Origin of the sequence: Heliobacterium chlorum, assembly GCF_014502795.1 — a bacterium.
In the GTDB taxonomy this organism is placed as follows: Bacteria; Bacillota; Desulfitobacteriia; order Heliobacteriales; family Heliobacteriaceae; genus Heliobacterium; species Heliobacterium chlorum.
This window is the reverse complement of the sequence record NZ_JACVHF010000015.1, coordinates 1-26961: the sequence shown is the minus strand read 5'-3', so window position 1 is coordinate 26961 and position 26961 is coordinate 1. Positions and strand designations below refer to the sequence as shown.

31 protein-coding genes and 1 pseudogene are annotated in these 26961 nt (G+C 48.1%); all 32 read left to right on the top strand.

The genetic code is table 11. The features are described 5' to 3' along the window. Window positions 1-82 precede the first annotated feature (82 nt). Window positions 83-757 (top strand): DNA-methyltransferase, encoded by a 675-nt coding sequence (locus tag H1S01_RS13505; RefSeq protein ID WP_188040973.1) that lies wholly within the window; start codon window positions 83-85, stop codon window positions 755-757. 109 nt (window positions 758-866) lie between these two features. Beyond that, on the top strand, window positions 867-1196 hold the full coding sequence (locus H1S01_RS13500; protein ID WP_155477880.1) for a hypothetical protein: 330 nt from the start codon (window positions 867-869) through the stop codon (window positions 1194-1196). A 232-nt stretch (window positions 1197-1428) separates the two neighbouring features. After that, window positions 1429-1758: a thermonuclease family protein gene (locus H1S01_RS13495; RefSeq protein WP_188040972.1), complete on the top strand. Its 330-nt coding sequence runs from the start codon at window positions 1429-1431 to the stop codon at window positions 1756-1758. Between the two features lie 1055 nt (window positions 1759-2813). After that, window positions 2814-3218: a phBC6A51 family helix-turn-helix protein gene (locus tag H1S01_RS13490; protein ID WP_207732333.1), complete on the top strand. Its 405-nt coding sequence runs from the start codon at window positions 2814-2816 to the stop codon at window positions 3216-3218. A 151-nt stretch (window positions 3219-3369) separates the two neighbouring features. Continuing rightward, complete coding sequence (locus tag H1S01_RS13485; RefSeq protein ID WP_188040971.1) at window positions 3370-4263, top strand: tyrosine-type recombinase/integrase; 894 nt, start codon at window positions 3370-3372, stop codon at window positions 4261-4263. A gap of 1195 nt (window positions 4264-5458) precedes the next feature. Beyond that, complete coding sequence (terL, locus tag H1S01_RS13480) at window positions 5459-7132, top strand: phage terminase large subunit (protein WP_243237328.1); 1674 nt, start codon at window positions 5459-5461, stop codon at window positions 7130-7132. A 54-nt stretch (window positions 7133-7186) separates the two neighbouring features. Continuing rightward, window positions 7187-8647, top strand: a complete 1461-nt coding sequence (locus tag H1S01_RS13475) for a phage portal protein (RefSeq protein ID WP_188040970.1) — start codon at window positions 7187-7189, stop codon at window positions 8645-8647. Next, the gene (locus H1S01_RS13470; RefSeq protein ID WP_188040969.1) at window positions 8644-9537 is read left to right on the top strand and encodes a phage minor capsid protein; all 894 of its coding nucleotides are present in this window, start codon (window positions 8644-8646) and stop codon (window positions 9535-9537) included. Before H1S01_RS13475 ends, H1S01_RS13470 begins: the two co-directional genes overlap by 4 nt. A 290-nt stretch (window positions 9538-9827) precedes the next feature. Beyond that, window positions 9828-10373 (top strand): hypothetical protein, encoded by a 546-nt coding sequence (locus tag H1S01_RS13465; RefSeq protein ID WP_188040968.1) that lies wholly within the window; start codon window positions 9828-9830, stop codon window positions 10371-10373. 61 nt (window positions 10374-10434) lie between these two features. Next, the gene (locus H1S01_RS13460) at window positions 10435-11376 is read left to right on the top strand and encodes a major capsid protein (RefSeq protein WP_188040967.1); all 942 of its coding nucleotides are present in this window, start codon (window positions 10435-10437) and stop codon (window positions 11374-11376) included. A gap of 62 nt (window positions 11377-11438) precedes the next feature. Further along, on the top strand, window positions 11439-11630 hold the full coding sequence (locus H1S01_RS13455; protein WP_188040966.1) for a hypothetical protein: 192 nt from the start codon (window positions 11439-11441) through the stop codon (window positions 11628-11630). Window positions 11631-11666: 36 nt separating this feature from the next. Continuing rightward, window positions 11667-12596: a phosphoadenosine phosphosulfate reductase family protein gene (locus H1S01_RS13450; protein ID WP_188040965.1), complete on the top strand. Its 930-nt coding sequence runs from the start codon at window positions 11667-11669 to the stop codon at window positions 12594-12596. 28 nt (window positions 12597-12624) lie between these two features. Next, on the top strand, window positions 12625-12948 hold the full coding sequence (locus tag H1S01_RS13445; protein ID WP_188040964.1) for a hypothetical protein: 324 nt from the start codon (window positions 12625-12627) through the stop codon (window positions 12946-12948). Next, window positions 12945-13256, top strand: coding sequence for a hypothetical protein (locus tag H1S01_RS13440; RefSeq protein WP_188040963.1), 312 nt, complete (start codon window positions 12945-12947; stop codon window positions 13254-13256). Before H1S01_RS13445 ends, H1S01_RS13440 begins: the two co-directional genes overlap by 4 nt. Further along, window positions 13256-13681, top strand: a complete 426-nt coding sequence (locus H1S01_RS13435; RefSeq protein ID WP_188040962.1) for an HK97 gp10 family phage protein — start codon at window positions 13256-13258, stop codon at window positions 13679-13681. Before H1S01_RS13440 ends, H1S01_RS13435 begins: the two co-directional genes overlap by 1 nt. Before the next feature lie 52 nt (window positions 13682-13733). Beyond that, on the top strand, window positions 13734-14054 hold the full coding sequence (locus H1S01_RS13430; RefSeq protein ID WP_188040961.1) for a minor capsid protein: 321 nt from the start codon (window positions 13734-13736) through the stop codon (window positions 14052-14054). Window positions 14055-14058: 4 nt separating this feature from the next. After that, on the top strand, window positions 14059-14484 hold the full coding sequence (locus H1S01_RS13425) for a phage tail tube protein (protein ID WP_188040960.1): 426 nt from the start codon (window positions 14059-14061) through the stop codon (window positions 14482-14484). Window positions 14485-14496: 12 nt separating this feature from the next. Beyond that, entirely contained in the window at window positions 14497-14793 is a 297-nt protein-coding gene (locus H1S01_RS13420) for a hypothetical protein (protein ID WP_188040959.1), read from the top strand. A gap of 20 nt (window positions 14794-14813) precedes the next feature. After that, window positions 14814-15107, top strand: a pseudogene (locus H1S01_RS13415) (phage tail assembly chaperone); the annotation flags it as partial. A 20-nt stretch (window positions 15108-15127) separates the two neighbouring features. Next, on the top strand, window positions 15128-17239 hold the full coding sequence (locus H1S01_RS13410; protein ID WP_188040958.1) for a tape measure protein: 2112 nt from the start codon (window positions 15128-15130) through the stop codon (window positions 17237-17239). Then, the gene (locus H1S01_RS13405) at window positions 17233-19842 is read left to right on the top strand and encodes a hypothetical protein (protein WP_188040957.1); all 2610 of its coding nucleotides are present in this window, start codon (window positions 17233-17235) and stop codon (window positions 19840-19842) included. The genes H1S01_RS13410 and H1S01_RS13405 overlap by 7 nt, the downstream gene beginning before the upstream one ends. Window positions 19843-19937: 95 nt before the next feature. After that, window positions 19938-20258: a hypothetical protein gene (locus H1S01_RS13400; protein ID WP_188040956.1), complete on the top strand. Its 321-nt coding sequence runs from the start codon at window positions 19938-19940 to the stop codon at window positions 20256-20258. A gap of 65 nt (window positions 20259-20323) precedes the next feature. Next, the gene (locus tag H1S01_RS13395) at window positions 20324-21004 is read left to right on the top strand and encodes a hypothetical protein (protein ID WP_188040955.1); all 681 of its coding nucleotides are present in this window, start codon (window positions 20324-20326) and stop codon (window positions 21002-21004) included. Window positions 21005-21640: 636 nt separating this feature from the next. Continuing rightward, the gene (locus H1S01_RS13390; protein WP_188040954.1) at window positions 21641-22021 is read left to right on the top strand and encodes a hypothetical protein; all 381 of its coding nucleotides are present in this window, start codon (window positions 21641-21643) and stop codon (window positions 22019-22021) included. Next, on the top strand, window positions 22021-22197 hold the full coding sequence (locus tag H1S01_RS13385) for a hypothetical protein (RefSeq protein ID WP_188040953.1): 177 nt from the start codon (window positions 22021-22023) through the stop codon (window positions 22195-22197). The genes H1S01_RS13390 and H1S01_RS13385 overlap by 1 nt, the downstream gene beginning before the upstream one ends. Before the next feature lie 45 nt (window positions 22198-22242). Further along, window positions 22243-22485, top strand: coding sequence for a BhlA/UviB family holin-like peptide (locus H1S01_RS13380; RefSeq protein ID WP_188040952.1), 243 nt, complete (start codon window positions 22243-22245; stop codon window positions 22483-22485). A gap of 2 nt (window positions 22486-22487) precedes the next feature. Next, a complete protein-coding gene (locus H1S01_RS13375) occupies window positions 22488-23123 on the top strand; it encodes a peptidoglycan recognition protein family protein (RefSeq protein WP_188040951.1) in 636 nt (211 codons plus the stop codon). 44 nt (window positions 23124-23167) lie between these two features. Then, on the top strand, window positions 23168-23401 hold the full coding sequence (locus tag H1S01_RS13370; protein WP_188040950.1) for a phage holin family protein: 234 nt from the start codon (window positions 23168-23170) through the stop codon (window positions 23399-23401). A gap of 158 nt (window positions 23402-23559) precedes the next feature. Then, window positions 23560-24528, top strand: a complete 969-nt coding sequence (locus tag H1S01_RS13365) for a helix-turn-helix domain-containing protein (protein ID WP_188040949.1) — start codon at window positions 23560-23562, stop codon at window positions 24526-24528. Then, on the top strand, window positions 24525-25295 hold the full coding sequence (locus tag H1S01_RS13360; protein WP_188040948.1) for a P-loop NTPase family protein: 771 nt from the start codon (window positions 24525-24527) through the stop codon (window positions 25293-25295). Before H1S01_RS13365 ends, H1S01_RS13360 begins: the two co-directional genes overlap by 4 nt. Next, on the top strand, window positions 25295-26554 hold the full coding sequence (locus H1S01_RS13355) for a DnaB-like helicase C-terminal domain-containing protein (RefSeq protein ID WP_188040947.1): 1260 nt from the start codon (window positions 25295-25297) through the stop codon (window positions 26552-26554). The genes H1S01_RS13360 and H1S01_RS13355 overlap by 1 nt, the downstream gene beginning before the upstream one ends. A gap of 27 nt (window positions 26555-26581) precedes the next feature. After that, on the top strand, window positions 26582-26961 hold a 380-nt coding region (locus H1S01_RS13350; protein ID WP_188040946.1), incomplete at its 3' end, for a BRO-N domain-containing protein.

The following is a 26961-nucleotide window of genomic DNA, read 5'->3' as shown; positions in this document are numbered from 1 at the left end:
GCCCACCTATTGAATGGACAGGCAGTTCAGCCCATCGCGGTTGGACTGCTTTTTCTATTTTCAAAGAGCAAAGAGGTGGCCAATGACAGCAAACCTTGGCAAATTAGCAGTTGACCGCATTCACCACATGGATGTCAACGAGGGTCTAAAATTGATACCAGACAGCTCCATCGACCTAGTCATCGCCGACCCACCATACGGCATCAACTATAGAAGTGGCAGCCGAAAGCGAAAGTTCACTGCAATCCAAAACGACAACATCATCATGGCCGACTGGTTGGCCGACGCTTTCCGAGTGCTGAAAGATGGCTGTGCTCTGTACTGCTGGACTCGCTGGGACGTCTATACTGAGTGGCACCACCGCATCGCCCAGAACTTCACCATCAAAAACTGCATCATCTGGCAAAAGAACGGTGGGGGAATGGGCGATCTTCGAGGAGCCTACAGTCCCGCTCACGAATTTCTTATCTTCGCCGTGAAGGGACGACACTTATTAAATGGAAAGCGAATTTCTGATGTGTGGGCTGTACCTCGTGATCCGGCAGTGACCTACATCCATCCAACGCAAAAGCCGGTAAAGCTGGCCGAGATGATTATTGAGAAATCGTCGCAGCCGGGTGATGTTGTGCTGGTCCCGTTCTGCGGTAGCGGAGGAGACTGCGTGGCAGCCAAGCGGATGGGGCGAAGGTTCATCGCGTTTGATGTTGAGGAGCAATACGTGGAGGCAGCCAGTAACCGGCTAAATGAAGCCGCATAGTGTAGCTGTTCAATGTTTGACCAAGGGCAATAAATTCCTGGGATAACATTAGAACGTGTGTTTCGTAATTGGAACGTATGTGCTAAAATATTCCCAGGAGGTGGGCATTGTGAACCCGAAAGTCCAACGATTTTATGCATCTAACTCTCTTTGGCGACCGATGTTACTGCCTGAGCATCGTGACGTCACTCGCATAACCCAGAGGGAATGGTTGAGTAACGAGGAGCCAATCCCGGAACTCAACGATATCCGTGCGGAAGAAATAGCCCGGGTTATCGAGTTGGCAGCGAGTGAGCAGTATGAAATAAAGTTTCGAATCAAGAGCGGACAGTGGATTAACGGAATCCCTATCAAATCAAAATCCGGCAAGTTGACTATCGTATCTGATGGAAATGAACGTGAAATCCGCTGTTCCGACATTGTCGATGTCCGAGAATAGCCTCATTTGAAATGAGGGTATTATTCGGGCAACGAGAACCCGCCTAATCTGCTCTGCCCTCCATAATAATACCTTGTTTCACATACACACGAAATAGAGGGATGCTGGTGCACATCCCTGCAACTCACAACGTCACAAACCCGATCTTTTCTCGATCGCAAAACAGCCTAGACCAACTTGGCTGGGCTGTTAACATTCTGGTTATGTCTGTTAAATCCAAGGAGGACAGTGGATGTTCGTTAACTACACATACAACGCCATCGTAACTAGAGTCATCGACGGTGATACCTTTGACGCCGATATCGACCTCGGTTTCAACGTCATTATAAAGGAAAGGTTTCGTCTGTACGGGCTGAACGCACTGGAAATCCACGGTGAGGAAAAGGGCAGGGGAGAGCTAGTTAAGCAGTGGCTGGCCGGTAAAGTCGAGGGCCAACCGGTGACGATAAACTCTGTTCGCAAAGAGAAGTACGGCAGGTGGCTGGCAGTGGTCCATCATAAAGGAAACAACGTGAATGACGAGATGCTGGCCGAAGGCTTGGCAGTTTCGTTTATGAAATAACTTGAAATACAGTCTGGAAAATGATAACTTCGTTTATTATTATTGTAAGTAACAAGCGTGTTGGGGGGATTTATCATAGAGATTATTCAACCCGAACCGATGTTTACTATTGGTCCGTTAGGTATTCTGATAATTTCAATTTTGACAGTATGGCCCTTCTGGATAATACTTAAAAGAATTAGGCTGTCGCCATGGTTAAGTCTTTTAATGATCGTTCCGGTGATGAACATAGTTACGCTCTTTTACATTGCCTATTCCAAATGGCCGAAAAGAAAGCGAATAATTGAAGATGAGTAAAAAAGGGCGGCACCGTAGTGAACACATCATTCACTGCGATGTCGCCTTTTTTGTCATTTATGGAGATCGGTGGCCCTTCCGCAGTTTTACGTCCACGTAGTCGTAACGTTTTACGAGTACGTAGTCCTCCATTTTTACGACTACGTAGTGGTAACGTTTTACGACTACGTACATGTAAAACCTTGCGATGTAACAATAACCAACGTAACCATAACCAGTTAAACAATAAGAAACAGGGAGATAGAAGGCCAATCCCGTTGATTATCATGGAAAAACAGCAGAAATAACAGCAGAGGAGCTTGTATGACAATCGAACAGGTCCACTATAAGACGTTAATACGTTAACCACTATTGACACAGTGAAGAGAACAGTGTGGGAGTTATGGTTATTAATGACACAGTGCTTAGCGTGGATTAGAAAGCAGCAGCTACCCTCTAATTCCTGTAGTCGTAAGTTCTTACGAGTACGTAGTGGTAAGGTGTTACGTCTACGTAGTGGTAACAGTTTACGTCTACGTTGTAGTAAGACCTTACGATGTATCTATAACCATCTTAACAATAACCAATATAACAATATAATACAGCAGGTACAGCCAATAAGCAGGATGACCGTGGATAAAGAAACAACAGCATATTGGCAGGATATCCGTTAGAGAGACAGTGATGACAACGCTTTGCCGACGCAGATGGGCAGAGCGTTTTTTATTGTTTACTGTAGTCGTAGGAAATAACGGGATTACAGAAGGGAGGTGATTACCTTGTCAAAAGTTTACCGGCTGTCTGCCCAGCAGTTGAGAGCTGCTGAAATCTTTGCCACCAACGATATCCACAAGATGACCATGGCTCAGATCGCTGAAGAAGTTGGCGTAACCGATCGGTCCCTATACCGTTGGAAACAAGAGCCCGACTTCATCGCATACCAGAATGATGTGGCCGAACGTGTGATGAACGACTTCCTCGCTGAGACCTACGGTATCCTCCGAGGTATCGTTCGTACCAGCGGAAGCGACGGTAATAAACTGAAGGCCATTGAACTGGTGCTGAAGAACCAGGGCCGATTGACCGACGTCCAGAAGATTGAGGCGAAGGTTGAGGATACCCGTTCCAACGAAGCAATCGAAGCGGAGATTGATAACCTGAAGAAGATGTTGGCCGAGATGTAATCAAAGGGTGTCAGTTTAATTGAGACCCTTTTGAACTCATCCTCTATCATTGCATTAGTCGCTGAATAGAGATAAGCTGTGACCCACGAAGCCCAACACTTCGGTGGGATATCCGGCGAAATACTCAGCGTCTATGCAAAGGGATGAAGAAATGATCGCAGCATTTATCGAAGAACTCCGTCAACACGGCAAAAGCCCAACCACCCTGCGTTCCTATCAGGACAGTTGGGCCAGGTTTTCCCGGTGGTATGAGAAGGAGCACCCCCGCCCCACCCCCACCGGGGGGTCTGCCATGCCGCAGATGGCCACACAACTGGACATAGCAAATTTCAAAAGGTTCGCTTCCAGTAACTTCAAGCCCAATACCCTTTCTCTCACGTTAACCCATCTCAACGTCATTTTCCGTTGGCTATCCGATAACGGCCATACACCGGATAATCCCGTTGAGCAAATCGACCGCATCACAGTCCCGCAATCGTCGCCCAAGTGGTTAAGCCGTAATGAACAGAACTCTCTCATCCGGGCCATCCGGCAGCACGGCACCCTTCGTGAATTGGTGATGGTCACGTTGATGCTCCATACCGGGGTTCGTGTCCAGGAACTCTGCGATATCCGGTTGAAAGACATAACCCTTACAGATCGCAAAGGAATGCTGGTCATCCCCAACGGCAAACACAGCAAATATCGTGAAATCCCGTTGAATGTGGATAGCCGGCGAATCCTCCTGCGATATATCGAATCTCGCAATACCAACAGCGAGTACCTGTTTTACTCCCAGCGTAGTGAGAAGATGAGCCAACGCGGTGTATCATTTCTGATTTCGAAATATGCGAATCTGACTGGCATCGACCACCTGACCTGCCATACCCTCCGGCACAGTTTCGGGCATGAGTTGGCTGTGCGAAAAATTCCGTTGGATGTGATCGCTCGATTAATGGGCCACATGAAAAAAGACGGCTCCCCCAATCTGCAAATGACCAGTCGATATACGATGCCCGGTGAAGAAGATTTGGTAAGAGCCGTAGAGGAATTATCGTGGGTATAAGGGCGTCCGTAATGTGGACACCCTTTCTAAACCTCACATTTCCCCACAGAGCCTTCACGTTGCCCTGTGTCGCGAGAGAATGGGCGGGTTGGCATAAATACCCCAAGGCGAATATCTGTTCGAACGTGGGGCAACGTGCAGGGCGACGGGGGGGGACTGACAATATTTGATCAATCCGCTACATGGGAGAAGACGATCCTCCGCCAGATGTTAGCGAATAAAATAGTCTCAGGATCAAAGATCCAACGATTGAGGTTAACAATACCATGGCTAGGCTAATGAGAAGTATCCCGGCAGCATAAACAAGAACCCGAGATAAGATAGGTTTACCGATGGGTGTTTCCGTCTCATTTATGATTTCGACACGAGGCATGTATCCTCTAAGCGGAGTTTTTAACCTCCCTCGTCCTGTCGAAGGTAATATTCGTTTTCTTGGTGGCGTTTTTGATTGGCCCATTGCATCGCCCTCCTGCTGTTAGTCTGTGAGGGCTTTTCCTTTTCATGTATTGAATTGGATTGCCCACGTGAGGCGACACGTTGGCACGTGTCGCGAGAGAATATGTATTTGGGGTAATTATGCCTGAGCCAAATTCTTTTGAACGTGTGGCAACGTGCGGGGAGACAGGCTAAGCATTGAGTTGAGATAGAACATCTTCCATATCGTCAAGACACAACTGGACGAAGTTTTCGTGGGGGAGTATGTTCATACGGCAAACTCCCTGATAAGATAGAATCCCGTCCGCGACTACAATATGTGCGACTAACTTCTCTTTCCAGTACGCTTTAATTTGCTGGCCGTCGTTTGTGACTAGCACATAATCAAGGCTCTCCAATTGTGGAGAAAAATAAATCTCCCATTGGCTTAATTTCAATCAAATACACCTCAATTGACATCGTGGATTTTACTTCCATGATATCAATAATCTGTCGATATGACGATATATTTGACTAAAACCTTCGACAAATCAAAACATCATTTTGCTTTTTATATAACATTATCAACAGGTTTAAATGGTATTTCTGTGGATATGGTGAATAACTACACATACATGACTTTTAACAGGGAAAACGCTGTCGAATAATCAGAGCTAGAGACGCTTTAGAAACAATCTAAGCGTCTTTTTTAGTTTCCACCAAAATCCTCGGAGGTGAACAAACCATAGACATCCTTAACCGCAGTGAACGTCAGCAACGGTTGGAGCTATTAGAACAGCGAGTTCAGTTATTTGATGATGTTCGTGCCAAGCAAGAACTTAGCCCAGCGATGCAGACCGAGTATATTGCCGACCTGAAAGAACTATATCGCCTTCGACGGATTGACCGCTCAGAGTTCGATGTCCTGTTTTTCATGTACGAGTATTTCTCTGACGATAAAAACCCAGAGAATGAGCAGAACCTTATCCCGGCAGGAACTCGCATTGACGATGCTCCTCGATTTCACCGGGAGCTCTGCGATTTGCTCCGCGTTGTATCTATCGATAACCCTATCGCAAGAATCGCTTGGGCCGCCCCACGGGGCCACGCCAAATCGGCCTATCTTTCTAACGGCTTTCCCATCCATGAGATCGTCTTTAATAAGCGAAAATACATCCTCATCATTTCAGAAACGGATTCAATGGCCAAAAAGTTTATCGAATGGATATCGCTGCAACTCAAATTCAATAAAAAGCTACGGGAAGATTTCGGTGAATTACTATCCGATCGAAAATCCCTAAACGAGCGGGATAACCAAGAGGCGTTTTTAACCCGAACAGGGGTACTCGTGGAATCAGCGTCTATGGGCAAGCAGTTACGTGGGAAGAGGAACGGCTCATACCGGCCGGACCTTGTTATTCTCGATGATTTAGAATCGGCCAAGAACACGAATACGCCGGAACTGCGGGAGAAAAACCTTCACTGGTTCAACTCCGTAGTCATGCCGATCGGAGACCCGGCCAGAACAGCATTCATCTATATGGGAACCATCGTTCATGCGAGAGGGCTGTTAACGGCGGTGTTGCAACGGTCAGATTTTGAATCTCGCATTTACTCTGCGATTGTATCCCCGCCAGAACGGGGTGATCTGTGGGAGCAGTTTGAATCGACTTGCCGGAATCCAGAGAATGAAACTCGGCTGGATGATGCCATCGCGTTCTATCAAACAAACCAAGAAGAGATGGATAAAGGCGTCGAGGTTTTATGGCCGGGACGCTTTTCGTATTCCCGTCTAATGATCGAGAAGGTCAACATCGGCTCCCGAGCCTTTGGTTCAGAGTATCTGAACAATCCCATTGACGAAGAAACCCAGATTTTTAAGCCTTCTATGTTCACATTCTTCGACTACCCAGACCTTCGAGATAAGATGGGCCGACCCATTCCGTTAGATTACTTCGGTGCGTGGGACATCGCCATGGGCAAGAACAATCGCTCGGACTACAACGCCATCGTGATGGCTGGGCGTGACCGTCGAACCGGTATTCTCTATGTCGTGGAGACTTGGGCAAGAAAGTGTCCGGCTCATGAAGCGTTGATGGAGGTCATTAATAAAATCGGCAAGTACCGTCCACGGATTTTCGCTATCGAGACCGTACAAGCCCAGTTTGACTTATTCCGGCAGGCTCGGGAACGGATGGCCAAGGAAGGGATCTACACAACCAAATTAAAAGCGGTAACTAGCAAAACCAAGAAGGAAGAACGGATTGAATCGCTGGAGCCGATTATTGAGCAGGGGATTCTTCGATTTATGAAACACCAGCGAATCTTACTGGAGCAGTTAGAGCAGTTTCCGAATCACGACCACGATGATTTACCCGATGCCTTGCAGATGGCTGTGGAACTCTGTGGAGGGGGACGACGGAGAACATTCCTAAAAAAACCTGTAGGGTTGTAAACCATCCCAACAGCCTACCTTGGTGGATGAAAATGCAAGAAGGGAGGTCGTGGTTTGTCCTTATTCAGCATAGGCAGTTACTACCCGGCACCGGCCCATCGCGATCGGATTCGGAGATACCGGGAAAACAAAAAGCTCTTTCTTGGCAGGCATTTTGATGTATTCCAACGGATTCAGAACAAGCTATCGAGACGGCAAAATGAGCTGCTTTATATTTCGACCAACCTTCCCGGCGTGATTTGCAAGAAATCGGCCGATTTTTTATTCGGGGAGCAACCCACTTTTTCTGCGGGGAAAAACGATAACTCCAATGAGCAGCAGGCGATGGAGCGGCTTGTTGAGGGAAACGACCTCCACATTATGAATTATGAAAGTGCCTTGTCTAACGCTTACCGAGGCGATTCATTCTATAAAATCCGCTACGGTCAAGAGTTTGGCGGGATGGTTGGGAAGGAGAGCGATCCTTTCCGAGTCATCATTGAAGCCCAAAACCCTGTGTATGTGTTCCCCGAAACGGCTCCAGGAGACGCCAATCGCATCATCGCTTATCACATTGCCTATCCGGTGCTTGTGAAGCGTGGTGATTCCGAGGATTGGTTGTTAAACGCCGAATCCCACTATCCCGGTCGCATCGTCTACGCCAAGTTCAAGCTGGACCCGATTGTGGTGACCGTGGACAACGAAATCAATGAATGGCGAATTGAGGCCGAGTTTCTTAGCGAACGGAAGGAAGTACAAACTGGCGTGCCGTTTCCTTTGGTAGTCCACGTTCCCAACTACGCCACCGACGATTGTTGGGAAGGCATCGATGACCTTAGCGAGAACAAACCGTTGTTGGATGAAATCAACCACCGGCTCTCGCAGATCGCTTCCATTCTCGATAAGCACGCTGACCCGGCCATGGCAGTTCCAGCAGGGACGTTGGGCGAAGATGAACAGGGCAATCCCATCTTTCGGGTAGGCGTAGATAAAGTCTTTGAAGTGATGGGGAAGGACGAAGTGGTTCCTCAATACATCACTTGGGACGGCCAGTTGCAGGCAGCTTTTCTGGAATTGGACAAGCTGGTCAAGCTGTTGCTCATTAACGCCGAAATCCCCGAGATTGCCCTTGGCTCTGGCGATGCTGGGACTAGTGGAGCGTCGGGTCTTGCGATCAAATGGCGGCTCAACTCGATTTTGGCGAAGGTAAACCGCAAGCGACAGTATTACAACAAAGCCTTAAAACGAGTGCTTCTAATCGCCCAACTCCTCGAAATTGCCTGCAAAGGTCCGCAGGATTATGAAGTTACCGTACCCAAAGTGAAATTCAAAGACGGCTTGCCGGATGATGAGACGGAGATGGCCAATATCATGTCCATTCGTACTGGTGGGAAGGCGACCATTTCTCAGAAGTCGGCTCTAATGTGGCTGGATGATCTAACGGAGGAACAAGCCGAGGTCGAGTTGAAACGGATGCAGGACGAGGAAGCCATCGCCGATCCGTCCATCTTCCAGCAACCCGGTGACAGCGAATGAGGCCGATTCCAAAACCCGTCTATGAGAGGGATGTAAAGCGGTTGATTGGCTATTACAAAAAGGCATTTAACGAAGTTGCCGGTCAGTTAAAAACCATTCCGTCGTCGGGCGGGTTGGAAAAAGCCTACGCTGAATCACTGCTTTCTCAAATCATGGTAATTCTCCGTGACTTAGATAGCTCCACAAAATCATGGTGCGAACACGTCATTAAACAGGCGTTTACAGAAGCACAGGCACAAACTATCCTTGCGTTGGGCGATGCATCCTCATTATCAGAGGCAGCATCGTCCATTTCTTTTTCCATGCTGGCCAGAGAGCGAACAGAGGCTTTGATTAACGACACCTACACGGACTTGCTGATGGCCACGCAAAACACAGAAAGAAAGATTAAGCAGCTTGTGAGAAATGCCGTCAGCGAGACCTTACGTGTGAAAGCGTTGGAGCAGATTGGGCGTAAGACGATGAGAAACGCCATCGTCCACGACCTTACCCATAAAGGACTGTCGGCCAAGCTGGACAATGAAGCTTGGATTGGCATTGTAGACCGTGCCGGTCGGAGATGGAATTTATCTACCTACGCCGAGATGGTGGTCCGAACAAAACTTACACAGGCTCATATCGAAGGGACTCGGGTGGAGACGATGGAACGGGGTGTGGACTTGGCGGTCATATCGTCTCACAACGCCAAGGATGCCTGTCGATCATTTGAGGGGATGGTAATTTCCCTTCATGGGTCAACACCGGGATACCCCACATATGACCAAGTCCGCGGAACCGGTAAGATATTTCATCCCAACTGCCAGCACCATGTTAGTCCAGTTCGAGATATCCAACTGCTTCCCAAGTCACTACGAGACAAGCACCAAGAAAAAATGAAGGCGATTCGGTAAGAAATAAGCCACCCCAAATGGAGTGGCAGGAGGCAGTTAACATTTTCGACAGCGACGAGACAGAAATTGCCTAACCATGAGAGAACCGATTGATAAGAGGGAAGCAAATAGCCAACGTATCACACGTTGCCTTTGTTGGAACTTTCGAAAAGGGAACATAGAACCACCTCCGGGATTAGAATACCCGAATTTTTCTTCGACCCATCGGCGTTATGTCGTTAAACTAGCCGCCCAATCAACCCACGCGGACGCAACCGCGAAACAAAGCGTAGGGTAAGGAGGACATCGTTTTGGCAGAAGAAGCCCAGGCTCAAGAAACGCAACAACCAACAGCCTCTGAAGTGAAACCGGAACCCACGCCCCAAGAGCATGTCATCCCCAAAACACGGTTCGATGAAGTCAATACCAAATATAAAGATGTTCAGGCTCAGCTGGACCAACTTTTGACCGAACGGGAACAACAGGCGAAAGAAGCGAAAGAACAGCAGGGTAAGTTTGAAGAACTCTATAAGACAACGGCCGATGAGTTAACCAAAGCCAAAGACGGCTTCAAAACCGTGAATGGCCGGGTACAGCAGTTAGAATCGGTCATTAACGGCCTAGTGGAAACCAAGTTAGATGGCATCCCAAAGGACTTCCACGACCTCGTCCCCAACAACCTTACACCGGAAGCAAAACTAGAATGGCTGACGGCAGCCGAAAAGAAAGGCTTATTCGGCACCAAACAAGAACAGCCTGTCGGTCAGGCGACGAATCCAACTCAAGCCCAGACCACAGACCTCAACCAGCTAAGTTCCATTCAACTTCTCAAAATGGGCTATGCTCAACGAGCGTAATCCCTTCGCGGGTTATGCTTTTTCTATGCCCAAATACAGCACATAGGGAGGACTTTTTACTTTGGCACTAACTATGACCGAAGCGGCAAAGCTATCGACAGATGTCCTACAAAAAGGAGTAATCAAAACCTTCGCACGTTCATCTCCGATCTTAGAAATGTTGCCGTTTATGGAGATATCGGGGAACTCGTACAAGTACAATCAGGAGCAGGCTTTACCCGGCATCGCGTTCCGTTCTGTCAACGAAGGCTATGTAGAATCGGCGGGTGTGGTCAATCAGCTATCCGAAGGCTTGTATATCCTCGGTGGTGACGTGGATATTGACAAATTTCTTATCCAGACCAGGGGCAACGTGAACGATATCCGATCCATCCATACCGATCTGAAATCCAAAGCACTGGCATTGGAATTCACCCGAGCCTTTTTCAAAGGGGATGCGGCACAGCCGAGCCAATTTGACGGATTGCAAAAGCGATTAGCAAATTCCCAACTCGTTGACGGGAATGATCAAGTGTTATCTCTCCCCTTGATTGACGAACTCATTGATAAAGTTGAAGGAGAACCGGATGTTCTCTTTTGTTCTAAAACGATGCGTCGGGAGATTAAGGCGATCCTTCAAGACTCCAAGCACTATATTGAGAGCGGGGAAGATTCCTTCGGTCGACCGGTAGCCACATACGCAGGGATTCCGATTCGAGTCATTGAAACCGATGGAGCCGGTCAAGAGATTCTCGGCTTTACCGAGCTAAACAAAGCGGGAACTGCCAATGATACAGGTTCCATTTATGCCGTGAAATTCGGTGCCGAGCAGTATGTATCGGGCCTACGGAATGGCGGAGTTTCTGTTCGTGACCTCGGCGAAATTGACAGCAAACCAGTGTTCAGAACCCGGATTGAGTTTTATTGCGGGATGGCTGTGTTCCACCCTCGGGCTGCAGCACGGTTGCGATTCGTTAAGAAAGGTGTTGCGGAAGTATTAAAGGAACTAAATCAAGCAGCGTAGTGGGGTAGAACTGACGTGGTGGACAATCTGCCACGTCTCATCTTTTTTTAGGAGGGGTCATTTTGGTAAAGTACAGGATAAGAACGCCGAACAAGATTTACAACGGAGTTACAGAGGGCGTCTTGTTCACCAATGGAGAGGCCATCGTTGACGATGAGCGGCTTAAAAATATCCTTACCCTTGACTACGGATACCAAAGTGAACTCATTGAAGAACCGAAAGAGCGAAAAGCAACGAAAGCGGTAGCGGAATAACGAAGCTACCGTTTTCTCTTTTTAGGAGGTCAATATTTGCAAGACTGGCAGTTGAAGCAACTTCAATCTCTCCCGTTAGAAGCAAAGATTCAACGCTCCATCCGAAAGATTAGAGAGTGGTATGAAGCCTGGGATGGCGAGGTTTACGTAAACTACAGCGGTGGGAAAGATTCTACGGTTTTGCTTCACCTTGTTCGTTCAGTCTATCCACACGTTCAAGCCATGTTCGCGGATACTGGCCTCGAGTTTCCGGAAGTTAGAGAACAGGTTAAACAAACGGAGAATGTCTGTTGGCTTCGACCCAAAAAATCGTTTTATCAAGTAATCCAAGAATACGGCTACCCAGCCATCACGAAAGCTCAAGCCGGGGCAATCTACAAACTCCGCAAACAAAATCTTTCGGAGAAATACCGCAACAAACTCTTATATGGCGATGAAAAAGGGACGTTCGGAATGGTGTCCAAGAAATGGCACTATCTCCTCAACGCCCCTTTTTTGATCTCCGATAAATGCTGCAACGCCATGAAAAAAGAGCCCTTCTATCGGTATCAGAAAATGACCGGCAAAAAGCCCATCATCGGGACTATGGCAATAGAATCGGCTCGGCGAAAAGTGCATTATTTGAATCATGGCTGTAATGTCTTTGACAGTAAAGAGCCATCATCGAAACCTATATCCTTTTGGACAGAGCAGGACATTTTAGAATATCTTCGGATGTTTAACATCCCTTATGCCAGCGTGTACGGAGAAATCGTCGAGGACGAAAACGGACGGTTAACCACCACTGGGGAAAAACGAACTGGCTGTGTTTTCTGTATGTTCGGCGTTCACTTGGAAAAGGGAGAAAATCGATTCCTACGATTAAAAAGGACCCACCCTAAAATGCATGGGTATTGCATGGACAAGTTAGGTATCGCGGAAGTGTTGGACTATATCGGGGTCGATTCCGGAAAAGAGGTGGCGTAAGCTGCCGATACAAGTTCAAGATGCAGATATGTACTTTCGAGAAAATGTACTCCATAACGAAGAATGGTTTACAACTGAAGAAGCTACAAGGCAGAGGGCGTTAAACTGTGCAGAAGCTCAGCTCTACCGGGCATTCCGCAACTATCAACGCATCGACCGGCCCCTTCCTAAAGACGCTTTATTTGAGCAAGCATTATGGCTGATACGAATGGATGAGACAATTCGTAAGTCTCAGCAGGGTATAAAGTCTGTATCCGTAAGTGGTCTTAGCATCACCATGGACAAAATTAATCGCATCTCCCCCGAAGTCATCGCCATCCTCGGTTGCCGGGTGGGGAGGTATGCTGATTGATTCCGATGAAGCAGACCGTCACCATCCGTAAGGCCGGGGAGTTAGATATCTGGGGGAAGCCTTCATTCGGGGAGCCGATAGTGTATCCTTGCCGAATCGACGCTTCAACCAAACGGATTGTACAAGTGAACGGCCAAGAAGCGATTGCCGTCGCGACTATTTTGATTAAATCTCTCATTCCGGTGGGCCTAAGCGATCAGATAGAGTGGTCCGATGAACTCGGCCAAAAGCACCTCAAGTCGCCGTTAACCATCGCCATCATCCGGGACTTCTCCGGCAAACCGCTGTTTACGCAAGTGGTGGTCTGATGAAGATTCAAGTCAAAGTGAACGACCAGCTTCTAAAACGAGTCGAGAAAGATATCCGAAACCGGCTAAAACAAGCCGTTCATGACTGTGCTGACGATCTCGTTCGGGCATCGTCAGAAACGGCACCACACGATAAAGGCATCTTGGAAAAATCCTTCGCGAAGGAAGTAACCGCCAACTCCAGAACAGTAACGGCAACTGTCGATTATAGCGTCAAAGAAGGCGGCTTTAATTACGCATTAGCGATGCATGAGCTGAATTACCGGCTTGGTCTCGGCTCTTTGGCTAAACCCGGCGGTTACGGCATGAGTGGTAAGCATTATCCCGTAGGTAACAAGTTTTTAACTCGGCCATTGGAAGGCGAGACACAGACATATAAACAGCACATCGAGCGGGAACTCCAGAAAATATTGAAGGGAGCATGATGAGATTCGAATAGCAGAAGTCATCGCGATACTTCAGCAAGCTGTCCCCTTAATGTACTTTGCTAACGCTTTCCCGGTCACAGACCAAGATTGTGCCGCTGTGCGAATGACTGGCGGAGGAGAAGTCAGTGTAAAGGCCAATCTGAGTCGACCTGCTGTGCAGATATTGATTCGTACCTGCGATCCAGCGATGGCTGAAGAGAAAGCAACAGAGTTTTATCAAGCGTTTCATGGCAAGCGAAACTTCAACGTGGGGAGCACCCGCGTCATTTTTTGTGTGGCTCGACAATCCAGTCCATTATTTCTCGGCCTCGATGAAAACAGCCGATCCATCTATTCTTTGAATTTTTCACTGATTACGGAGGAGGCCTGATAACTTGGCAAAAATCGCAGGCGTGGATGTACTGCTCTATGTGCAGACCGGTACGGATACAGCAACAGGAACTCCAACCTACACCGTTGTTGGTGGCCAAAGCGGTGCCACCTTGAACCGCTCAGCCAATCTTATTGAAACAACATCGAAAGACGCATACGGTTGGGCTGAAAACGTCGCTGGCGTACTTTCGTGGAGTATTGAATGTGACGGTTTCATGCTCGACAGCGATACTGCATTGGATCACTTGGATGAAGTATTCAACAGCCGTTCTACATTAAAAGCAGAAATTCGCTTGCCTTCCGGTAAAAAGTACACCGGAACCTGTATCATCACCGACTTTCCCTATGAGTTCCCCCAGGATGATGCGGCCACATATAAACTGACCTTGACCGGGACAGGAGCGTTGACGGTCACAACCGGATCTTAATGGAGGAAATAAATGGCGAATAAACAGCGTGGATTCGTAGACATTGATCTAGACCGTCCTAGAAAACTCCGTTATACCCTGAACGCTCTAGCCGAGATTGAAGATAAGCTGGGCGTTACGGTGACAAAACTGAGCGAAGTAACCCTTGGCATTAAATCGATTCGTACCTTCTTGTGGGCGGGGCTTATCCATGAGGATGCTAACCTTAACGAAAAAGATGTTGGTTCTTGGGTCGATTTCGATAACATTGAATATGTCCAAGCGAAGATTGCGGAAGCCTTTGAAACGGCCACTCGAAAAAACGATTAAAGCGAGCCGAATGGGACCAGCTAAAAAAGGTCGCCTTCGGCTCGCTTCGTTTATTGCCGGAACAATTCTGGGCATTGACGTTAGCCGAACTTCTCGACATCATTGAAGCCCGTTTCAATTACGAACAGCAACGCCAAGAAGCGGAATATCACCGAACGGCTTGGTTAGCCTGCCACATCATGAACGCGTCGGGTAATCTCAAACGACCAGTCACGCCGGATAAGTTACTTGGCCTCTCTCTAGACGCACAACGAATGGATCGCAAAGAACAACAGAAACGGCTCTACGAATTGAAGCAGAAATTCCAACCGTAGGACAGGAGGGAGAAGAACACTTGTCCGCACTCTCCAGCGTCCTTGTTAAATTCACTGCAGATATTTCCGATTTTAACTCCAAGATGCAGTCGGCCATGGGGCAAGTACAAAAGACCGGCAAACAGATGCAACAAGATGGTTTTACCATGGGTGGAGCTTTTACGTCATTAAAGAACTTGGCATTACCAGCCCTGGGAGCGATCGCAGCGACATTGGGCGGACTAAGCATCAGTAAAGGTCTATCTTTCAACGCGGATTTGGAACAGGCAGCAATCTCATTTGAAACCTTGCTTGGCTCGGCAGAAAAAGCCAAAGCGATGATCAAAGACTTACAACAGTTTGGAGCGACGACACCCTTTGAATTCCCCGGACTGCAGAAATCGGCGAAGCTGATGTTGGCAATGGGCTTCAACGCGGACAGCGTGATGCCCAACCTTCAGGCCATCGGGGATGCGGTTTCGGCGATTGGCGGGGGAGAAGACGTCCTTAATGGCGTGACGATGGCTCTCGGGCAGATGGCCACCAAAGGCAAAGTATCGGCAGAAGAAATGAACCAGTTGGCCGAACGAGGGATTCCAGCTTGGGATCTCATGGCAGAAAAGCTTGGTATGAGCAAACAGCAACTCATGGAGTTATCATCGCAGGGAAAAATCATGGCCGACCAAGCCGTTCCGGCCCTAATTGAAGCGATGGGAACGAAGTTCTCCGGTGCTATGCAGAAGCAAAGCCAGACCTTTACCGGGATGTTGAGCACCTTGAAAGACAATACCAACATGCTCTTGGGCCAAGTGCTTCAGCCGGTATCGGAACGATTAAAAGCACTTATGCCAATCGCCATTGAGTTTGTAGATAAACTGTCAACTGGCTTCAAAACCGATGGTTTGAAAGGTGCAATTGAAGCCGCTTTTCCGCCAACGGTGGCAATTATCTTGAACGGCATCATCACAGGCGTATCTACACTGTTCTCTCTTCTTCAAAACAACTGGAGCATCATCGGTCCCATATTAGTCGGTATCGCTACCGGATTCGCGGCCTTCTCAGCCATTCAAGGCATCATGGCCGGGGTATCTGTTACCATGGCAACGTTTGCATCGATCACGGCGGCATTGGCTACACCTGTGGGGATAGCAGCAGCGGCCATCGGAGCGTTAGTGGTGACCGGAATTTATCTGTACGAAAATTGGGAAGAAATTACCCAACGACTGACAGATTGTTGGAATGGAATAAAGTCGATCGCGTCCTCTATTTGGGAGGCCATCACCAAAGTAATCAATGATTTCTGTGCGGATATCAGTAATACCGTTTTACTTCTGATCGGCGGCAATTTGGGAGATATATGGGATCAATCGATGCAGAGGATAAGCACCTCGACCCATTCCACGCTAAACAGCGTTAAGGAGTGGTTTAGCCAGATCATGGATTCTATCGCCAACAGGGCAGATTTAGCATGGACCGCTATTGGGCAAATATGGGATGAGACGTGTACCCGAATCAAAATGTCCACCGGAGATTCGTTGTCATGGATAAAGAACACTATCACTTCAGATACAGAAATCTTACAAAATATCTGGGATGCTGCCGCGAAAAATCTCGGGGTTATCACCCAAGAATTGTGGAAGCTGATTCTTCAATACTTCAAAAATGCCCCTATGTTACTGGCGGCGGCGATGAAAGTGATTTACGACGTACTCCATCAAAAGTGGATGGATATGAAAAACGATGCCTATTCTATGGGGCAAAACTTGGTCCGAGGTTTCGTCGAAGGGATGAGGGCGTTAGGCAGTTGGCTCTACAGCAGTGTATCCAGCCTGTTCACCGGGGCCGTCAATGCGGCGAAACGAGCCCTTGATATTCGCTCGCCCTCCCGTGTGATGATGCAACTGGGTGAATACACCGCCCAAGGCTTTGCCATCGGGATGGACAGCCGAGAAATGACCGTACAAAAATCAGCTATCAGTTTAGCCGATACTGCCATTAGCGGTGTTTCAGGTTATCGACCCACAGTATCCACCCTGGAATTGGCGGGAACGGGTGCCGGTCATACCTTTAATATCAGCATCCAAGGCAGTAATGCCCAAGAAATTTGGGAGCAGTTTGAACGACAACTGGCCCGGCGAGGAGTGAAGTGGTAATCGCTGAACAAATTTTAGTCGCCGGAGTCAACCGAATTCATGATGTTCTTCTAGAAGATTTGACGATAGAGCAGGTACTCACCCATATGGTGGATACCTGCTCGTTTTGCATCAAAAACCAACCTCCCAGTGAAGGCGATGAAGTCATTATCGAAGTTGACGGGACTCGCTTTTTTGGAGGCATTGTGGATTCCGTTCGCCTTAAACGATCGACGGGGACGCTCAACATCTGGCAAGTGGATTGCCAGGACTACACCTACCAGTTAAATCGCCGGTTGGTCGTAGAGACCTATGAAAATAAAACGACCGATTGGATTGTGAAGGACATTCTTCTCAAGTATGGACAGGAGATATTTACTTCCACAAATGTTAAACCCGGTGCTCCCACTGTAGAATACATCTGCTTTGATTACACGCCCCCTTCGGAATGTCTCAAGAAATTAGCCGACTATTGTGGTTGGGAATGGTACGTCGATTATTACCGAGATCTCTGGTTTTTCGATCCCGCTGCGGATAATCAGCAGGCTCCTGTGACGATTACCTCCGATACCGAAGTTCGTAACCTTGCACACCGCTTGGATACCCAGGGACTTCGAAACCGCGTCTACATCAAAGGTGGAACCATGCTTTCCGACCCATTTACTTATGAATTAAAAGCCGACGGTAACGCTCGAATTTGGACACTCCCTCATAAACCGCACAATCTTTCTTTGGCGATAACCGGTTCGCCGGTGACCGTGGGTATTGAAAACGTTACTGAGGAAGCTGCGGTGGCCTACCTCATGAATTATCAAGACAAATATGTAAAAGCCTCTACCCAAACAGCGACCCCAGCAGACGGTGCCACGCTGACTTTCATCTATCAGTACGATATCAACGTGATTTCCATGGTCGACGATTTTGAATCCCAAGCGGCCATCGCTTCTGTTCAAGGGGGCGATGGAGTGTATGAGCATGTCATCCACGACACTAGCTTAACCACTATTGAAGCGGCGGAAGCAGCTGGGATGGCTGATCTCCGTAATAATGCGAATCCTCGCATCCGAGGTTCCTTTGAAACAGAAATCCCCGGTTGGGTTCCCGGTCAACTATTGACCATCGACCTTCCCAACCGGGGAATCCAAAATTCTTTTCTGGTGCAGAAAGTTTCGATTTCACCGCTTACGCCAACGGTCTGGACATATAAGGTCGAATATGGCGGACACCTAATTGGGATTCCAGATTTTCTGCAAGCGATAGTTAGTGCACAGCAAACCCAGACTTCAACAGAAACCCAACTGCTGAACAAGTTTATCTATGACAAAGATTTGTTCAAAGTCACCGATGAAATGGTCATTAACCAAGTGGAGTTACCGTTTAAGACCGAAAAAAGTGTATCTGGCATCTTTGACCCCAATCGCACTGACCTCATTTACCGTGAAGATTCCACGGCAGAATTTCAGCAAGGACAGTTAATCGGAGTAACGGCAACAAACGGCTCATTAACACTAACATCTCAACAACCCGGCAACCGCGTGACTACGCTAGATTTATCGAGACTTGGTACTGCTGACCGGACAAAAATCTCTTGGGATGCCATGGCTGGCTCCCTTGTAGATGAACCATTCAATGCCATGAACCCCCGTTGGATAAACCTATACGCTAATACACCGGGACTCACGACATTCATTCTGAATGAACCTACGGCCACTGATGGAAGATGCCTAAGAGTATCGGGTGGGATGGGGTGGTTTTACTGGAACGGGTTGATTCCCTATCAACCAGATCGTCTCTATGTCATCAAAGCCCGATTCCGTCAAGCTGTAGACCCCACGGTCGGTGGGCCAAATTGTTATCTCGGCGTAGAAGGCATCGCGGCAGATGGGGTGACCCTGGTGAATACGGTCAGCAGTAATACTCATTCCAGCCAGTTTTATTACGGAGCCGGTGGAACAGCGTTGACGGCTACTGGCGGGTGGCAATCGTTCATCGGTTACATTGGAGGGTATAGTTCATCGATTACCAATGGTCCAAAGCTTAATCCAGACAGTCCTGGCCCAGTGCTTAATAGCGTCGCTTATATCCGGCCCATGTTTATCGTGAACTACGCGGACGGCAACGGGACAGCTGATATTGACTATGTGGTGCTCGAATATCCAGGAGATGTAACCGTCGAAACAAATCTCTCCCTAAGTGGAGGATCCTCATGGGTTGGATGGCAACCAACAGTCAATGGTGGCAACATTCCCGGCATCACACAGGGATTAAACCTTAATAACGCACGATTGCAAGTTCGCCAGTCCTTGTCCACGGATATTCAAGGGCTACCTCGTCTGAACAATTTTAACCTCACTGTTGAAGGAGCAAGAGTGCCAACTCCCACCATCGGGTCTCTTTTTCATGTGTTGCCTATCGATGCGGGTCCGCTACCAAAGATACAGATGGCGACCAGCACAGACGGCATTACATTCTCGCCGTGGACTACGATTCAACCCAGCGCAACCATAACAGTCCCCTATCCCGGCTATGTAAAGCTAAAAAGCACGACCAGGATTCAGTATTTCAACTCAAAAATGCCATACGACGAAACCGGCGTCGTGTGTGATGGGGTGGTGGTATCGTAAATAATCCAAATCTGCACATCAAGGGCGAATGGTTTTTCGAGTACCAAGATGGAGTAATCATCGGCCCTCTTAACAACTTCGTCACCGAAGCGGGATTGCGTCTCATTGCAGATAGTGTTCAAACCCTGCCCAGTCCTTTTTTGGTTATTGGGGATGACAATTCCCCCGGTGAAACCATCACGGAAGTCCTAAGAAAGCCAGTATCATCCATTAGCCGTACTGGGAATCAGGTACGCTTTCGGACACAGTTTTTACAACATGAAGCGATCGGGGATCACCGGAAAATCGCCGTCTTTAGCGGTGCCACGGATACACCTGGCACCGGAACCATGCTCAATCTGCTGGTCAAGCCATGGTCAAAAACGGCCAATACTCTTCTTACCGTAGAGGCTCGAATTACGGTGAGTGCAAGATAAAGGGGGGATATCTTCTGCCTATTCAGGCCTTCAAAGGCGGAGCTTCGATTCTAGATGAAGCGACCATGAACAGTCTGGTCAGCCTACAGCCATTTACGTTGATTTATGACGGAACTCAAGTCGACGGCTTTACCGGAAGCGGAATCTCTGAGATGGACTGTTCCGGCTATGATTGGGCATTTTACTTTACCGCATTAGGGGTAACAGAAATATCTCGCGTTGAATTTGAACTGGTTGGCAACGGAACAGGAGCCGATGTGGTGATAGAACTCCGTTCCGGATTGGTCAGCGATGGCAGTACGGAAGGGGAACTGCTTTATCAGATGGTTCTGCCGAAAGAGTTTCTGCCGAAAACAAAGGCTTTTGTAAGCATTCCTTTGGATTCGACTGGACTCGTCACCGGTGCTCGTTATTGGCTGTTAGTCCGAGGAGCGGGAGATGCGTCGAACCATTTTCACCTAATCGGTGAGACAAGCTCCAACGCCAACTACCCCTGCTATTATCGTTCTGGTTCATCGGGAAGTTGGGCACAGGGCCCGTCGGGTCATTTTAAGGTTTTCTCCGGTGAGTCGGGAGAACTCAAGCACGGAATGTATGGAAGTGGGTTTACGACCATTGAATACAGCAATGAGGTAATCTCGAAGGTCTATCGGTATCTGCCGCCAATGGGAACCACCCAAGGCGGGATTCGGGATATACTCGTTTACCAATGGAAAGGCGAGTATCTGAAAAGAGGAGTGATATAGCCTGTTTGGACTTAACGAAACCTTGCTATCGTTCCTCCGACGACAGGTAGGGCTACGGACTGATCCATCCAACGCCACGGGAAGTGTTCACGCTAAACTTGGCGATATCAAAGACAATCAGAATGCTAACTTTCAGTCCGTTCGTGATTCGTTAGACCGGAGTCCTTGGGCGTATGGGAAAAAAGTCAACGAGGTTCACGGCTATGTTACCACTACAGTAAGCAACGCAACCGCAGATATTGTTCGAATTAACGGACCATTGACTATTCTTGATGGATATATCGAATTCGAAGCTTCTTCCAACTATCTTTATCCCTATCTTGTGATGGACGACTTAACCTTTTTCAATGGTTGGTCGACCAGATCGTTAAGTGACTACGCGACAAGTAACTGGGACTCAACGGGTGATTACGGAAAAAATATGTACGCCTGGCGACCGTACGCTGGGTTTAATCGGCATTATCAGGGGACAAGTATCATCACTACGTCTCCCGGGCTTTTTATGTTCGTTATCCCGAAAATGCTTCATATTCAGAACAAGTTCCATCTTTACGTAACTACCAGTGCAGCGGTAACTCCGTGTATTCGCTATTGTATTTGGTATGTTACAGCCTAATAAGAAGATAGGAGATGAGTATGGAAGGGTTTATTCAAGAAGCCGATATCGTGTACCGAGTCCTCCGGGAGGACGAAAAAATTCAATTAAAAACCTTTCACTGTGCAGTAATTTCATTGAAGATTGTTGGAGAGGAAAGTCCACTCACCGTGAATACAGGTCGCTCTTTATTGGTTAAATATGAGGACTGGCAAGGTAAACTCTTACCAAACATAAACACCTCCGTAACGTTGGCGGTCGCTCATGGCGGTGACCAAACAGTGACTTTGCCCTTAACCCCTGTAAACGGTATCGGTGAGTTCGATTTTATCAGTGAAAAACCTGGGATTTACTTTATTAAAGCGGTCGCCGAGGGGTTTGCCCATAACCCCGCCGAATTTAGGGTGGAGGTAACGGAGTAATGGGAAAGCCCACCTTAAAAGTACCTAAGACAGTTAAGGAAATAAAAGCGGAAGATCTGAAAAAGAAGATAAATGCGTACAGGGTAACCCGAGCAAAAATCGATAAAGTAAGTCTTGAAAGTTTGAATGAAAAACTGGATTTAATCATTGACCTGATAACCAAAGACGAGATGTAGGACGCGAAAAGCGTCTTTTTTAGTTTCCGGGAAAGGGGGTGAATTATGGACGGACTGCTGGCTGAAGCATTGTCCCAAGGATTGTGGGCCTCGTTATTTGTATCCCTATACCTGTACCAGCTACAAGAAAGCCGCCGACTGCAGGCGGAGGCCCGAAGCCGAGAAGATCGGCTCACCAACTTTCTAAAGGATATCTCAAAACAGTTTGAAATCCTCGCGAAGCAGTACGAACGACTCAGTGACGACGTGCAAATCATCAAATCTGAAATTCGAGAAAGGGGCAACTAATCATGGCAAACATCATTCAGGATATCGTACCTCAAGGAGCAAAAAATCGTCCCGGCTATCCCTTGACCCCGACATTTATCACCGTTCACAACACGGGCAACAGCAGTGCAGGAGCCGACGCTGCCGGTCATGCCGCGTTCATCAAGTCTCCTGGAGCCGGGACGACCAGTTGGCACTTCTCTGTCGATGACCATCAAATTATCCAACACATCCCGACCAACGAGAATGCTTGGCACGCTGGTGATGGAGGAAATGGTCCTGGCAACCGCACCAGTATTGGGGTAGAGATTTGTGAGAACAGCGACGGAAATCTGGCCCAAGCAGAAGCCAACGCCATTGACCTCATCATCGACCTCATGAAGCAGTACAACATCCCACTTACGAACGTGGTTCCTCATAAGCACTGGACAGGGAAAGACTGCCCTCATCTCATCCTGCCGCGTTGGGATGCCTTCATTGCCTCGATTGCCAAGCGGCAACAGGAAAGGCTGATTGAAGCAAAGTTAACTACCGTTCCTGATTGGGCAAGAGATTCCCTAAAGAAATTAATGAACAAAAACGTGGTGGACGATCCCACTGGGGATGCCACCTTCTACCGGGTTATCGTCATTTTGGATCGCCTTGGACTGATCGCCTAACCCTCACCTTCCCGTATCAATCCACCATGCAAGGAGGTGAGCAAATGTTTGAATCCGGAATTGTTGTCGCAGTTCTGATTGCCGTAGGACAGTTTGCCAAAATGTACATTGATAACAAGTACATCCCATTGGTTACCCTTGCCCTTGGCATCGTCGCTGGCATCTTGTACGTCCCCTCCGATACCATTCAGACAGGTATTCTTAACGGCATTATCGTCGGTTTATCGGCTAACGGATTGTTTGATGCAACAAAAATTCTTCATCAAAAAACCCAATAAACCCTTACGCCCACTGGCTTTACGGCTGGTGGGCATTTTTTTGTCGTTAATTACCAACGTCACAAATGGCGAAAAAAAGCGACATGGTTTATATAGAGGGGGAGTGATGATGGAACACACAAACGTCCGACGGGTTTTCCGTCTAAGAAGGTGACGGCATGAGCAAAAAAAACCGAAACGACCTGTTCATGCGAGTGTACTTCGACATGTTTTCCAAAGGACTCGCGGCTTCATTGGGGCCGAAACGGCTGATGACACTGTTGACCATCGCCTCATATATGAACGAATCTGGCGATTGCTTTCCCACACAAGAACAGATTGCTCGAAGAATGGGCGTATCAACCAAAACTGCCTACACCTATATCACGGAATTAATCACCTTTCGCTGGAACGACCAACCGATTATCCAACGTCTCAAACGGTATATACCCGGAAAAGGCCCACAGGAACAATCCTTCTACACGGTGCTGCCGATTTCTCAGGTCGCTGTTTTCAACGGTAGTATTCAACCCTTACCTGAAATCAACACTGCTGATTCTCCGGTTTTACCGGTACGTGATCGTAAGAAGTTACAAGTACGTAGTGGTAAGACCTTACGACTACGTAAGGGAAACATGTTACGTCTACGTCGTAGTAAGACCTTACAAGTACGTAGTCGTAAGGGTTTACGATGTAACAATAACCACTATAACAATAACCATCTTAACAATAACCAGTTAGAAGCAGGGCAAACAGCAAGGATGACCGTGGAGAAAAGAACAACTGAATCCTTCGGCCCAAAGGAAGTCATCTCATACTTCAGTCAGAAATACCGTGAGCGTTATTCCGTGAACTTCTCCGTCAACTGGTCAAGAGACATGCTGCTGGCCAAACGACTCCTGAATGATTTTACTGCTGACCAAATCCGAACCATCATTAATATCGTGTTTGAGCGTTATGACACCACATGGAAGAAAGACAAATACCCACGCCCCTCCCTCGGGCAGTTGGCGTCATGGTTGGGTAACCAAGCGTTGGCGTTGGCTCAGGAAGAAAAGACCACGGTAGAGCCGGTGAAAGAGTTTGGCGGACGAGATCCCTATGTAATGTTAGAGCAATTAAAACGAGGAGGGAGGAAGGTCGGATGACGTTGGACTCTAAATGCCTGTTACGCCACAGATGCAAAAAAGCCGGGGACACAGGCCGATGCAATAACACCTGCTATGCTTTCCTTAAACTCCATGGTGAAAGCGGACAGGGAGGCTTGTGGGCGGTCTCAGGCATACCCAAAGCCTATCAACAGTCCTTGCTAAAGACCCTGCCATTTCGGCAGGACAACCCCTTAGCGTTTGAATTTGTAACGCAGTATTGCCAAGACATTGTTGCAAACGTCGACAAGGGCCAAGGGTATTACTTCTATTCAGTTCCGAATGATGCGAACCCCAAGGGAACCGGCACCGGGAAAACCACGGCAGCCACCGCTTTATTGAACGAGTATCTGGTAGCCCGAGTGATTCTGCACGTGGTGCGGCAACGCCCCATCGATGATATCCCGGCCTTGTTTGTGAACGCTTCAAAATATCAAAACGCTTTTAACGCTCAATTCCGTGGTACCCGAGATATGCAAGAGGAAGCCAGCCAAACCTATTACTTGCTGAAAGACCGGATGCTGACCGTAGCTCTCCTAACCATCGACGATATAGGCATCAGAGAGGCGACAGAGTCCTTTAAGAATGAGTTCTATGAGGTCATTGATACCAGAGCAGTGGAACAGCTGGCTACCATCTATACCTCTAATGAGCCCATAGAACGGATAGCCAAACTGCTCGATGAACGGATCGCCAGCCGGATAGAAGGAGCCACGTACCCCGTTTCGTTCAAAGGTGAGGATAAGCGGCGGGGAGGGATGGCGTAGTGTTGGAATCCCAACTGCTATCCAAAGTGCTGGATGAGAAAGACTTTACCCCGCTGTTCCGCTTCAACGTAGACGAAACTGATTTTCCAACCCTCGGTGATACCTACGCCTTTATTCGTGAATATGTACGGGAGAACCATGTAACCCCAGACTATCGAACCGTTGTGGCAAACTTTGAAACCTTTGAGTACCAACCGGCGGTCACCGATACCTTCAAATATCTTTGTACTCGTCTGAAGGCACAATCGGCGAAGCGACGAGCCTTTGAGCTCTTACAAAACCAAGCGGTCAAAATGTTCAATGAATTGCCCGGTGACAAGTTTGTTCAATGGCTGAAGGCAGAAACCGAGCGAATTGAGGCAAGTACGTTAGTTCGCTTCGACTTGGGGACCAACTATGCGACCAACGGGGAGGAACGGAAACAGTGGTACGAATCCGCCAAAGAACAACGGTCACGGACGTACCTACCAACGCCGTACCCATCATTAACGGAAGCTCTTGGCGGTGGATTTGAGGTCGGAGATTACATTCTATTGATGGCATTCACGAACCGGGGTAAGTCATGGATTGCCTCTCACATGGGCCTAGCGGCCTGGGAGAATGGATTTGGTGTGCTTCATTACTCACCGGAGCTATCAAAGAAACAGCAGGCTCTACGGCTCGACACGCTGATGGGGCAGTTTGATAACGTAAAGCTCCGGCGAGGGTTGCTGGCAAATGAGAATCAATACTTCGGCTATCTGGAAGGGTTCAAACCGGAGATTAATGCGGCTCCATATCTAATCAAAACGTTGGAAGACCTCCCCAACGGCTTAACCTTGGATGTTATCGAGGCCGACTTACAGATTTACGCGAATATCGGAATGGTCATCATCGACGGGTTTAACCTGATGATTCACGGCAAAGGCCGAATGAGGGATTCCATGACGTTTACCTCCCGCCGACTACGCCAGATATTTGGCCGCCATAACGTCGTAGGCTTAGTCGTTCACCAAACACCAGGTTCCGCAGAAAAGGAAAAGCGACAAGAAGATGAAGCAGGCAGACGGTTGGTGAAACCGCCACGGCTCACGGATTACTCAGAGACCGTCGCTGTCATTCAGGACGCCGCCACAGCCCTCACGTTCGACGCATCCGATGGGATAGGCATGATATCCATAGAGAAGGCTCGTGAGCCCAACGTGGGCCAAGTGATCGAATTGACATGTAATTTTAATGAGGGCCGGATTCGAGAGACCGATATTACCGACCAATTCTAAAAACAAAAATTAGGAGGATGTTTTTCAATGACTAACTTACAAAAGGTATTCAACTATGAAGGTGCTCAAGTGCGTACAGTGCTGATTGACGGTCAGCCTTGGTTTGTAGCAAATGATGTGTGCAAAATTCTCGAACACGGAAATCCTCGCCAAGTAATTCAGCGATTGGACTCTGATGAAAAGGGTGTCCATACTGTGGACACCCTTGGAGGTCAGCAAGAAATGGTCATTATTAACGAACCCGGGCTTTATTCTCTTGTTTTGACCAGCCGCAAGCCCGAGGCCAAAGCGTTCAAACGATGGGTTACCCATGAGGTGCTGCCGAGCATACGTCAGACAGGGTCATACTCAATTTTCTATGACCTCATCCCCAAAACGCTCCCAGATGCACTGCATAAATACGCGGA